General features: G+C 61.2%; 13 protein-coding genes. 6 read left to right on the forward strand and 7 right to left on the reverse strand.

Annotated elements, in window-relative coordinates:
• Positions 1-35: 35 nt before the first annotated feature.
• A complete protein-coding gene (locus tag ACT3UN_RS16025) occupies positions 36-365 on the forward strand; it encodes a nuclear transport factor 2 family protein (RefSeq protein ID WP_444627007.1) in 330 nt (109 codons plus the stop codon).
• A 644-nt stretch (positions 366-1,009) separates the two neighbouring features.
• Here ACT3UN_RS16025 and ACT3UN_RS16030 read toward each other — a convergent pair.
• Positions 1,010-1,744 carry an IS6 family transposase gene (locus ACT3UN_RS16030; RefSeq protein ID WP_444657583.1) on the reverse strand — a complete coding sequence of 245 codons (735 nt, stop codon included), beginning with the start codon at positions 1,742-1,744 and terminating at the stop codon, positions 1,010-1,012.
• 59 nt (positions 1,745-1,803) lie between these two features.
• On the opposite strand from ACT3UN_RS16030, the gene ACT3UN_RS16035 reads away from it, so the two are divergent.
• A complete protein-coding gene (locus ACT3UN_RS16035; RefSeq protein WP_444657591.1) occupies positions 1,804-1,953 on the forward strand; it encodes a type II toxin-antitoxin system RelE/ParE family toxin in 150 nt (49 codons plus the stop codon).
• A complete protein-coding gene (locus ACT3UN_RS16040) occupies positions 1,928-2,251 on the forward strand; it encodes a HigA family addiction module antitoxin (RefSeq protein WP_444657584.1) in 324 nt (107 codons plus the stop codon). The genes ACT3UN_RS16035 and ACT3UN_RS16040 overlap by 26 nt, the downstream gene beginning before the upstream one ends.
• A 94-nt stretch (positions 2,252-2,345) precedes the next feature.
• On the opposite strand, the gene ACT3UN_RS16045 is transcribed toward ACT3UN_RS16040, so the two are convergent.
• Positions 2,346-3,242 carry a 3-hydroxyacyl-CoA dehydrogenase family protein gene (locus ACT3UN_RS16045; RefSeq protein WP_444657585.1) on the reverse strand — a complete coding sequence of 299 codons (897 nt, stop codon included), beginning with the start codon at positions 3,240-3,242 and terminating at the stop codon, positions 2,346-2,348.
• Positions 3,243-3,309: 67 nt separating this feature from the next.
• On the opposite strand from ACT3UN_RS16045, the gene ACT3UN_RS16050 reads away from it, so the two are divergent.
• A complete protein-coding gene (locus ACT3UN_RS16050; RefSeq protein ID WP_444657592.1) occupies positions 3,310-4,899 on the forward strand; it encodes a TetR family transcriptional regulator in 1,590 nt (529 codons plus the stop codon).
• Between the two features lie 23 nt (positions 4,900-4,922).
• On the opposite strand, the gene ACT3UN_RS16055 is transcribed toward ACT3UN_RS16050, so the two are convergent.
• From ACT3UN_RS16055 to ACT3UN_RS16065, 3 genes are read right to left on the reverse strand one after another with little or no spacing between them, the layout of a single operon-like run.
• Positions 4,923-5,474 carry a PIN domain-containing protein gene (locus tag ACT3UN_RS16055; RefSeq protein WP_444657586.1) on the reverse strand — a complete coding sequence of 184 codons (552 nt, stop codon included), beginning with the start codon at positions 5,472-5,474 and terminating at the stop codon, positions 4,923-4,925.
• Between the two features lie 7 nt (positions 5,475-5,481).
• Positions 5,482-5,970 (reverse strand): helix-turn-helix domain-containing protein, encoded by a 489-nt coding sequence (locus ACT3UN_RS16060; protein ID WP_444647433.1) that lies wholly within the window; start codon positions 5,968-5,970, stop codon positions 5,482-5,484.
• A 33-nt stretch (positions 5,971-6,003) separates the two neighbouring features.
• Positions 6,004-6,561, reverse strand: a complete 558-nt coding sequence (locus ACT3UN_RS16065; protein WP_444657587.1) for a TetR family transcriptional regulator — start codon at positions 6,559-6,561, stop codon at positions 6,004-6,006.
• Positions 6,562-6,662: 101 nt separating this feature from the next.
• On the opposite strand from ACT3UN_RS16065, the gene ACT3UN_RS16070 reads away from it, so the two are divergent.
• Positions 6,663-7,439 (forward strand): SDR family oxidoreductase, encoded by a 777-nt coding sequence (locus ACT3UN_RS16070; protein WP_444657588.1) that lies wholly within the window; start codon positions 6,663-6,665, stop codon positions 7,437-7,439.
• Positions 7,440-7,470: 31 nt separating this feature from the next.
• Positions 7,471-7,872 (forward strand): GlcG/HbpS family heme-binding protein, encoded by a 402-nt coding sequence (locus ACT3UN_RS16075; RefSeq protein WP_444657589.1) that lies wholly within the window; start codon positions 7,471-7,473, stop codon positions 7,870-7,872.
• A gap of 209 nt (positions 7,873-8,081) precedes the next feature.
• Here ACT3UN_RS16075 and ACT3UN_RS16080 read toward each other — a convergent pair whose 3' ends face one another.
• Together ACT3UN_RS16080 and ACT3UN_RS16085 are read right to left on the reverse strand one after the other, a co-directional pair.
• Entirely contained in the window at positions 8,082-8,816 is a 735-nt protein-coding gene (locus ACT3UN_RS16080; RefSeq protein ID WP_444657583.1) for an IS6 family transposase, read from the reverse strand.
• Positions 8,817-9,675: 859 nt separating this feature from the next.
• Positions 9,676-10,482, reverse strand: a complete 807-nt coding sequence (locus tag ACT3UN_RS16085) for a hypothetical protein (protein ID WP_444657590.1) — start codon at positions 10,480-10,482, stop codon at positions 9,676-9,678.
• Positions 10,483-10,571 lie beyond the last annotated feature (89 nt).

Here is a 10,571-nt window from a genome sequence, read left to right on the forward strand (position 1 = left end):
ACTCCGCCCTGCCTGCCTAACCGAAGGATATTCTTGTGACCAGCCTTGACATCCCCGAGCCGATCGCCTCATTCTTCACCGCGGTCAACGACCATGATAGCCAGGCTTTTCTTGATGCGTTGACCACCGATGCTGTCGTCGATGACTGGGGTCAGATCATCACCGGACGCGACGAGATTGACGAGTGGAGCCAGATCGCATTCATCGGATCCCAGCCCACCTTCAGCGCAGAACGAGCCTCCACCGCCAACGGCAGGATCACCGTCGTCGGTGACTGGCGGTCAACCCACGCCAACGGGCCGTCGCGATTCGACTTCGACCTCGATGGTGACAAGATCAAGAAGATGACCATCAGTGAAGGCTAATCGGCGATGACTGTCTCTGGCCGAGGCTTGTTGCCCCGGATGCGTCCCCGGGACCCGGATGAGCAGCACAGGGCGGCAAGTCCGCTTGAGTTGTTCTTCGACCCCGTGTTCGGCGTCGGCGTATACTTGGTGCTCGTCGCGATAGTGCTGCCCGGTGTCCTCACGGTCGTTGTCGCCACAGCCGGCGTCATCGTCGGGGCCGTCGCCACGGAACGTGAACGAAGGGGGCCACCGTGTCGTGGCCGGGTGTCGGGACTGGATCATGTTGCACATGGTCGTGTAACGGCACTGGCCGTTACTCCATGATCGCCGCACGCAGGAGCCTCCGTCCGTGCCCGGATCGCTTCCGACCCTCCCCTCTGAGCAGTGCGCAGAAGCGCTGCATAGACCCGCACAGACCCGCGAAAAGAGTGCGGAGTTCACCGCCCGGTTGCGCACCGGCGACACCCCTGCCTCCACTGGCCTGGATGAAGTCCTGGGTGATATGCCGCTGGCGAAGATCAAGCTGACCAGTTCGCTGCGCACCCTTCTAGAGTGGGGACAGGCCAGCGTGGCTTACTTCCTCGAGGGTGCTGTTGCAAAGTGGAGCTGGCGGTGCCCGGTCGCCGATCGAGAAGGCGGTCCACACCCGTAGCCCTGATCTCTCAGGCGTCTGCGAAGGCTTTCGCCACGATCACCACATCCGGGTTCGCACACCCGAAGGCGAACATCCTGCCCTGGCCTTTGCGCAGCGCGTGCATCGCCTCCATTCCTTGTAGCGTCCGGTAGGCAGACACCGGGGTCTTGAACCCGCCACCCTTGGGCCCCAGGATCCGTTTGAGCCGGCCGTGATCCCCCTCGATCACGTTGTTGAGGTACTTCACCTGCCGATGCTCCACTGTCGTCGACAGCTTCTTCTTGTCGATCAGCGCTGCGATCGCCGCTGTGTAGGTGGGCGCTTTGTCGGTGCAGATCACCCTAGGCCCACCGGGGCACTCACCGTTTCGGCTGCGGTGACCAGCACAACGCAGTGCTTTACCCAGGAACCGTGTCGCTGCTGTCGTGTTGCGCTTAGTGGACATGTAGAAATCCAAGGTTCGACCGTCTGCGGTGACTGCCCGGTAGAGGTAGCACCATCTCCCACCGACCCGTATGTAGGTCTCATCAACCCGCCAGGAATCGGAGAACCAAGGGGAGGTTTGACGGTACCACCGGGTGCGTTTATCCAGTTCGGGGCCGTACTTTTGAACCCAACGGTAGATGGTGGTGTGATCCACCGGCACACCGCGCTCGGTGAGCATCTCCTCGAGATCGCGGTAGGACACTCCGTATCGGCAGTACCAACGCACAGCCCAGAGAATCACGTCTTTGGGGTAGTGCCTACCGGAGAAGATGCCCATGAGCACCGATCCTGACCGACTGATACCAGCTTTGCAACAGCACCACCAACATCAACGATCTGCGCGTCCCGCCGACCAACCGCCTCGAGCGACTCAGCGGCAACCTGGACGACTACCACTCCATCCGCATCAACTCGCAGTGGCGCATCATCTTCATCTGGACAGACAAAGGAGCTGTTGACGTTGACTTCATCGACTACCACCGCTGACACTGCCGCCGACGCGGCCCTGGTCCCCGCACCCCACCCCGGCGAGATTCTGCAGATCGAGTTCCTCGAGCCACTGGAACTCACCCAGTACCGCCTGGCCAAGGAGATCCACACCACCAGCTCGCAGATCTCGAAACTGGTACGCGGCACCATCGGGATCAGCGCAGGCATGGCGCTGCGCCTGTCGGCGTACTTCGGCAATTCCGCTGAGTTCTGGCTGGGGCTCCAGGAAGAACATGACCTGTGGCACGCTCGGCAGACCACCGACATCAGCCGCATCACCGCCCGGATCGCCTAACGTCGGCCATCGTGTCCGATAGCAGATACTCGGTCACTGCGGACGTAAAGGCGACCCGATCTACGGCCTCCGGCTCGCAGGAGTGCTGGACTCCTCACTTCTCCGCGATGCGTTTTCCGTCGGAATCGTAGGTGTAGAACCCTTCACCGGTTTTCTTGCCGAGCTTGCCGGCGTCGACGTAGCGGTGCAGCAGCTGACGCGGTCCTTCGGGAAGGTGCGGGTTTTCCTCGGCGTAGTGGTCCTCGATATTGAGGACGACATCAAGTCCGACCTGGTCCATGGACGCGAACGGGCCTGCCTTGAGACCCATATTTGCTCTCATGATCGCATCCACGTCGTCGGGCGTGCTCACGCCGTCGGAGACGACAGCGAGGCTCTCGCGCTTGATCGCCGCCCAGATGCGGTTGAAGATGAAGCCGGTGCTCTCCTTCTTCGCGACCAACGGCAGGATCCCGTAGTTCGGCAGTTCCTTCTCCAGGCGCTCGATGATCGCCGGGGACGTCTCACCGTCGGACATCAGCTCTACGGCCATTGACCGTGGGGGCATCGCGAAGTGCATGTTGAGGACACGGTCGCGGTGGGTGACTTCGTCGATCACCATGCTCGAGGCATAGGAGGAGGAGTTCGTGGCGAGAATCGCGTCGCCGGGCGCGAACCGATCGAGTGTGCCGAACAGAGGACGCTTGATGTCGAGATTCTCGGGCACAGCCTCGATCACCAGCCATGCGTCCGGCAATGACTCTTCTGTGGAGTCCTCGTAACCCTCGACGCTGCCGGCGGGAATGGTGCCGAGGTCGGGGCGGGCCTCCTGGAGCTGATCGCGGAGTCGGGGCGCGGTGTCGCGGACGTAGGCCAGCGCGGCATCCCGTTGCTCGGGCGAGAAGTCGATGATACGGACCGTCGCTCCGCCGCCGGCGAATACGGCGCCAATGCGGCGACCGAGGGTGCCGGCACCGATGATAACGACGGGACGGGTGCCTGTTGTGCTCATGATCGTGCCTTCCTTCTCCGGCGTGTGGACACCGGACATTTCGAGTACACTTTGTACTGAATTCATTATGTACCGGATTGGAGCGATTGTGCCACCTGAACTGCGTCGTACCAGGACAAACACCCGCGGGGCCCTCGTCGCGGCGGCCGAACGACTGTTCGTGCGTCGTCGCAGCACGAATGTGAGCATCGATGAACTCTGTGCAGAGGCCGGATTCACCCGTGGTGCCTACTACTCCAACTTCTCGTCCATGGACGAGGTGTTCTTCGCCGCGTACGAACAGCATGCTGAGAAACTTCTGGACCGTCTCGGACGTGTCCGACGCTCCTGCAGTGAGGAGCCCGGGGAAGATGATGCTCTGGCACATGTCGCCCGGGACCTGGTGGAGGTCATTCCCCCAGATTTCGAGTGGTTCGCCCTGCGTGTCGGCTTCGCTGGCGCAGCAAGTGCCGGCGAAACCAGGGACACCGCCGCATTGTCGGCGCTGCGTGAGCACAATGAACGCTTCGCCGACCGACTGCTCCCCGTCCTCGCCAACGCAGTCCAGCAGGCCGGTTTCAGACTCCTCGGTGATCCCCTCGAAGCGACCCGGATTATCATCGCCGCACATGTCGGTGCCGTGCTCCAGGGGCCGTTGTCGGCGGATCCTGCTCAGTTGAGGTATGACACGGTTCTTGCCACACTCCGTGGGATCACGACCGTGTACCGCCCCAATTCCACTGCAGCTCACCTGTACGCCCTCGATGTCGTCCGCGGAGCTGTGGTCCGGGTCGACCCGCAAGGTGGTGAGGTGACCCAGGTCGTCACCGGTGGGCTCGCGTCGCCAGACGGGATCGTCGTCGACAGCAGCGAGCGGGCGGCGTATGTCTCACTGATGGGCCGGCCGGACGGCCCGCCTGCCGGGCCGGGGATGGAACCTGAGTACACGGACACCAACGGCGCGGTCGTGCGGGTGTCGCTCGACGGCGGGCCCGTCCACGGCTCCGAGGTGGAGCAGATCGTGCCGACGGGAACCTTCACCACCGGTAAACAACTCGTCACAGACCCGACGACCGGGATGCTCTACTGGTGTGACCGTGAGGGAAAAGCCGTGTACCGGTCCCGGCGGGACGGCAGCGACGTGACACTCCTGGTCTCCACGACCGGCCGCGGGCCGACAGAAGAGGAGGAGAGGTGTGTCGGAGTGTGCGTCGACCCGGTGAACGGGTACCTCTACTGGACGCAGAAGGGCCCTGCCGGCGGTGGCCAGGGGCGGATCTTCCGCGCCGGACTCGAGCTCCCCGTCAGTAGCTCAGCAGAGGGCCGAGGAGACATCGAACTGCTGTGGGAGGGACTTCCGGAACCTATCGACCTGGAACTCAATAGCACCGGGCGAACCCTCTACTGGACTGACCGGGGCACGGGGCCGCACGGCAACTCGCTGAACTGTGCCGCCGTTCCGACCCCAGGGAAGAAGGGCGGTACGCCGACTGTGCTGGCCACCGGGTTCAAGGAGGCAATCGGGCTTGCACTGGATGAGGAGAACCGGGTGGCCTATGTCTCCGACCTGTCGGGCAGTATCCGCGCGGTGGGTCTGGACGGCGCCTCGGACAAAACGGTGACCGTACTGCCCGGGGCGGCGACCGGTATCGCACTGGTGAGATGTTCGCCACGGTGAGCCCCTACGCCGTGACGAACATCTCACCAGTGACGGCTTAGCTCATCTGCAAAGTCAGGCACTCCACACCTGCGCAGTGACGCAAACAGATCATTGGCGGATCGGGGTGGGTACTTGTTCTCGCTGACCTGAGCTTTGAGAACCTCGAGTACCTTCCTCGGATCGAGGTCCAGTTGACTGAGCAGGAACTGGTCCGGGTGCACGACCTCGACGTCCCAGGGGGACAGGCTTTCCGGTGGGAAGTCCTTCAGGTTGCTTGTGACGATTGTGTGCGCGCCGGAACGCACGGCCGCCGCGAGGACGTGGCGATCCTTGGGGTCGTTGTTCATCGCGGAGACGAGCGCTTCGTAGCCTTTGACGTCTGCGAAGGGGAACGCTTCTCGCATAGCTCCCAGCCGGAGGTCCGCCGCTTCCGGAGGTATCCCGAACTTCTCTGCAACCATGTTCCGCCTGACCTCGTCCATGATGGCGTCAGACCATCTGACGCCGAAGCAGCTGGCTTCGGCAAGTCGGAGAATGGAGTCGTTGAGCGTGGCAGGGAGGATGACGCAGGCGTCCAGGACGACAGTGAACATGCTTCGGCTAGTCCGCGTCCACGGCGGTGTCGAGGATGTCGTAGAGCCCGTCGGCCTGACTCTGGGCCTGCATGCGGTCCAGCGCTTCAGCGCGCCGTGTGCGCAGGAACTCCTGATAGTTGATGACGTGCTGCAGTCGGATTCTCCGGTGACTCCCCCGGTACTCGACGGGCATCGCTCCGTCGTCGAGGATCTTGATCAGCGTGGGTCGGGAGATGTTGAGCAGTTCCGCGGCTTCCTGCGTGGTGAGCAGGCGGTGCCTGGGAACGACGGTGACTCCCTGACCGCTGGCGAGGGTAGTGGCCACGTTGACGAGAATGTCGGCAAGGCCGTCAGGGAGTTCGTGGCGGGTTCCGTCGACGGTGATGCTGGCCGGCTGCGATTCTACGGTCTTGCCACGCGCCTCCAGAGCCTTGGCGAGGCTGAGGATCTGAGCGGATTCAGTTTCCGCGGGAAGGGTGGTCTCGAAGGACGATCGACGGGCCGTGGCGTTCATAAACGCAATTATCGCAAATGGTGAGGTTGCTGTCTACTCTGCGGCGCCCATAAGGCTGGCGACTGAGGCGACGAGCAGCCCTCGATGATGCCTCAAGCGTTTAGCTGACCAAGGTTCCTCCGGCGAGTGAACCTTAAGCGCCGGAGAGGCATACTGCCACGCCGTAACCTGACCCAACAGCAGGGCGAGAACATCGACTGCCTGCCCACCGAACTTCTCCGAAAGCGCCGCTATCTTCGGCGCGTATGTAGCGACCTCGCCGGCAGACGCATTGGGGCGCTCCAGGCCGGCCCACGAGGTCAACCGCAGGACATCTGGATGCTCAATCAGGTAATCGAACAGTGCTCCTGCGTATCCGGGGAGGTCTTTGACCGTGAACGGGACCGCCTCTGCCATCTCAGTCAGCGATCGTGCCACGATGATGTCGAACAGGGTGTCCTTGGGGCCGAAGTGCACGTAGATCGACCGTTTGTTGACATTGCCCGTTTCGGCGATCCGGTCCACTCGGGCACCCGCCAGGCCATGCTCGGCAAACTCACTACGGGCGGCTTCCAAGATCCTTCGCTTGGTTTCGGCGGCGTTGGGTGGCATGGCTCCCAACCTACCGGTAACCAACTGGTTATTGACACGGGGGTCCAGGGGTGTCACACTTGTCCATGTAAGTATTCAGATAGTTACCCCAAGGAGTGCGCATGTCCCAGAAGATTCTCATTACCGGCGCCAGCAGTGGATTCGGACGTGGAGCAGCCATCGAACTAGCCCGCCAAGGCCAGGACGTCATCGCGGCCGCTGAGACATGGCCACAGGTACGAAGCCTCCGCGAAGACGCACACGCTGCCGATGTTGAACTGACTGTCATCAAGCTCAACCTGCGGGACAACATCGACATCTCCCATGCCGCAAGTTTCGACGTGGATGTGCTCGTGCTCAACGCAGGCGTCATGGAAGGTGGAGCTGTCGTCGACATCCCACTTCAGCGAGTCCGCGAGTCGTTCGACATCAACGTGTTCGGCCATCTCGAACTGGTACAGGCCATCGCACCGAAGATGATCGAGCGTCAGCAGGGACGTATCGTGTGGACCTCATCGATGGGTGGCATCCTCGTTGTCCCGTTCCTGGGGGCCTACTGCGCCACCAAGCACGCGATCGAAGCCATCGCAGGGTCAATGAAGGCCGAACTCGAGCCCTCCGGAATCAAGGTCGCTACCGTGAACCCCGGAGTGTTCAACACCGGCTTCAACGACACCGGCGCTGAAAGCTACGTGCAGTGGTACAACCCCGACACCGCGCAGGTGCCCATGCCCGACTTCGGGGATTCGCTGGCTGATCAGGCCGATCCGCAAGAGATGATCGATGCGATGGTTGAAACGATCACGTCCGACAATCCCGACTACCGGACCATGCGGCCACAGGAAACCATTGCTGCCGCCAAGCAGTGGCAGGAAACCGAGTGGACCCAGAAAGCCTAATTCCTCGCCAGAGAACGAAGGAGCAGAACCTATGGCACAGCCCACAATCACCCTCGAAGCAGCCACACGGGCTATCGATGCAGGCAAGCGCAAGGCACGGGAACTAGGGCTGAACGCGGTCTTCGCCGTCCTCGACGCCGGCGCAAACCTGGTCTCCTTCGAGCGCATGGACCGAGCATGGCTGGCATCCAACGACCTCGCCGTCGCGAAAGCACGGACCTCGGTGATGTTCGAGATGCCGAGCGAAGCGCTAAACGCTCCCGTGCAGTTGGGTGAACCCCTCGCGCACTTCGACCACACCAGCGGTGGACTACTGCTCATGGGAGGCGGTGTGCCCATCACTGATGAGGACGGAAACCTCCTCGGGGCACTCGGTGTCTCTGGCGGAACACCAGAGCAGGACGCCGAGGTTGCTCGCGCGGCTGTGAGCTGATGCACACAGCGGCGTGGCCAGACGACAGTCGGCCGGGGGCTCTAGTCGGCGAGGGCGGCACGCACGGCCGAGAGCTGGATACTTCCCAGCCCGCCCAGTCGCCGATTAACGGCGATGCTGTTGGCCTCGAGGAGGTGCTGTTGCAAAGTGGAGCTGGCGGTGCCCGGTCGCCGATCGAGAAGGCGGTCCACACCCGTAGCCCTGATCTCTCAGGCGTCTGCGAAGGCTTTCGCCACGATCACCACATCCGGGTTCGCACACCCGAAGGCGAACATCCTGCCCTGGCCTTTGCGCAGCGCGTGCATCGCCTCCATTCCTTGTAGCGTCCGGTAGGCAGACACCGGGGTCTTGAACCCGCCACCCTTGGGCCCCAGGATCCGTTTGAGCCGGCCGTGATCCCCCTCGATCACGTTGTTGAGGTACTTCACCTGCCGATGCTCCACTGTCGTCGACAGCTTCTTCTTGTCGATCAGCGCTGCGATCGCCGCTGTGTAGGTGGGCGCTTTGTCGGTGCAGATCACCCTAGGCCCACCGGGGCACTCACCGTTTCGGCTGCGGTGACCAGCACAACGCAGTGCTTTACCCAGGAACCGTGTCGCTGCTGTCGTGTTGCGCTTAGTGGACATGTAGAAATCCAAGGTTCGACCGTCTGCGGTGACTGCCCGGTAGAGGTAGCACCATCTCCCACCGACCCGTATGTAGGTCTCATCAACCCGCCAGGAATCGGAGAACCAAGGGGAGGTTTGACGGTACCACCGGGTGCGTTTATCCAGTTCGGGGCCGTACTTTTGAACCCAACGGTAGATGGTGGTGTGATCCACCGGCACACCGCGCTCGGTGAGCATCTCCTCGAGATCGCGGTAGGACACTCCGTATCGGCAGTACCAACGCACAGCCCAGAGAATCACGTCTTTGGGGTAGTGCCTACCGGAGAAGATGCCCATGAGCACCGATCCTGACCGACTGATACCAGCTTTGCAACAGCACCGCACATCTGGTGTGACCGGTTCGCCACTGGCTGCTCTGCTGAGCAGCGTCAGCAGGTCTATGAGGTCGGTGACACACTGTCGCAGTGGCGTGTTGTCGAAGTAGATCGCTCACCGGTGTCAGGACCGTGGCCGGCTCGCCGCCTTCAGTGCTAAGAAGTACCAGCGTTACAGGTGCCGCAATGTGGTGGAGCGTTGCTTCAGCCGGCTCAAGCAGTGGCGTGGGGTGGCTACCCGGTGGGAAAAACCGCCGGGAGCCATCACGCCGTGGTGTGCTTGGCTGCGACGTTGGAACGAATGAAATCAACACTCTATAGCAACACGGCCTAGCCCTAAATCTGGGTGATTTTGTATACAGATCCCATTGAGAGGCGCTGTTGCAAGGGCAATCCGTGCGTGTGATTAATTAGTGCTCATCACCCTTCTTTGACAAAGCCCAGGAGATTATCTGTTGATTCTTGCATGCTGAAGACGGAAAAAATTACTCCGGTAGCAAGAGCGGAAATCGCCGGAGTTATGCTGGAAGAGAGTAGGTAGAAAATACCAATGGACGTTCCTACAGTCAAGAAAACGGGAGGAAGAAACTTCGACGGTTTTCTGTCGTTATTTCTGGTAGACCAAAATCCGATAACTGCAATTATAAAGAAAACTGCTATGCTAGCGTATAGGTGCCACCCGTCCATGTCTGCCACCAGAGGGACTGCAACCACAACTGCAACCAGGCATGACACTCCCGATATCATTAGGTTCCAGCGCGTATAATCTCTTCGTCTGCCCTGCATATAAGTGACTCTCCCGGAATCCTCAGATGTACGGACTAGCGGCAGTATCCGCCGGTGTAGTGTTCAGGGGTGACGCCGATGCGAGGGGGAATCAGGCCACCCGTTGCACCCAGCTTGAGTTGGAGGCACTTGTTTTGTGCCACCGCCGCGGTGGCCCAGATCCCAATGTTGACTACATTAGACCCAATCACGACGCTGAAAGGCGGAGGGACAAGTGCGAGCCAAGGAAGTGCGGCAATTCCACCGCCTCCTGCAGCAGCTGCAGCCTTTTTTGTTTCAGACTTGTTTAGGTAGACGTGACCGGATACATTCCCCCAGTTGAACTGCGGATCGGCGACGATCGGGAAAGCGGTATCAGAGTCGAAGTCGACAATCTGGATGAGCTGGTTGTCTTTGACCTCGAAGTGGGTGGGGATGTCTACTCCGTTGGCATCCTTGGCCCAGGGCGCTTCAAATGCTCCCTGCGGGAATCGGTCTGAGTTCAGGGCGACGGTGCCGTCCTCCATGGTCTCCAGGCGATCGTTGTCGCCGAGGTCGATGGGGAAGGCGTACTGACGAGGTGCCTGATCACTGTTGATGTGGATCAAGGTCTGAGCGCCATCGGGAAGCTCCTTTGATTCGAAGCTGTAGTCCTGCGAAGCGGAGGCCGCAGGGAAACTTTGCTCGGCAGATCGGCTCTGGATTTGCGCGGATGGTGCATCGGGTGTTGACCAGCCGATTGTTGTGTCGTTGTATGGCGAGGTGATGGCGACGTCGTCGTCGACAACTGTGGTCGCATGGGCTGGTGCGGTGGCGACTGCGCAACATACAGCCAGTGCGGCGGCAGTGATGGTGCGTGACATGAGTCGAGACATGTGGTGTGTCCTCTCAGAGACGTCAAAGTGAACCCGGTAGTGAAGGGTTGACCTAAACGCTAGCAGGCCCGTACGGG

Source organism: Corynebacterium sp. AOP12-C2-36 (genome assembly GCF_052379185.1).
GTDB lineage: Bacteria > Actinomycetota > Actinomycetes > Mycobacteriales > Mycobacteriaceae > Corynebacterium.

Bases quoted from the DNA above. Each gene is read 5' to 3' on its own strand.
- ACT3UN_RS16030 (WP_444657583.1), bottom strand. From the start codon at position 1,744: ATGGGCATCTTCTCCGGTAGGCACTACCCCAAAGACGTGATTCTCTGG.
- ACT3UN_RS16045 (WP_444657585.1), bottom strand. From the start codon at position 3,242: ATGAGCACAACAGGCACCCGTCCCGTCGTTATCATCGGTGCCGGCACC.
- ACT3UN_RS16050 (WP_444657592.1), top strand. From the start codon at position 3,310: ATGTACCGGATTGGAGCGATTGTGCCACCTGAACTGCGTCGTACCAGG.
- ACT3UN_RS16055 (WP_444657586.1), bottom strand. From the start codon at position 5,474: ATGTTCACTGTCGTCCTGGACGCCTGCGTCATCCTCCCTGCCACGCTC.
- ACT3UN_RS16060 (WP_444647433.1), bottom strand. From the start codon at position 5,970: ATGAACGCCACGGCCCGTCGATCGTCCTTCGAGACCACCCTTCCCGCG.
- ACT3UN_RS16065 (WP_444657587.1), bottom strand. From the start codon at position 6,561: ATGCCACCCAACGCCGCCGAAACCAAGCGAAGGATCTTGGAAGCCGCC.
- ACT3UN_RS16070 (WP_444657588.1), top strand. From the start codon at position 6,663: ATGTCCCAGAAGATTCTCATTACCGGCGCCAGCAGTGGATTCGGACGT.
- ACT3UN_RS16075 (WP_444657589.1), top strand. From the start codon at position 7,471: ATGGCACAGCCCACAATCACCCTCGAAGCAGCCACACGGGCTATCGAT.
- ACT3UN_RS16080 (WP_444657583.1), bottom strand. From the start codon at position 8,816: ATGGGCATCTTCTCCGGTAGGCACTACCCCAAAGACGTGATTCTCTGG.
- ACT3UN_RS16085 (WP_444657590.1), bottom strand. From the start codon at position 10,482: ATGTCACGCACCATCACTGCCGCCGCACTGGCTGTATGTTGCGCAGTC.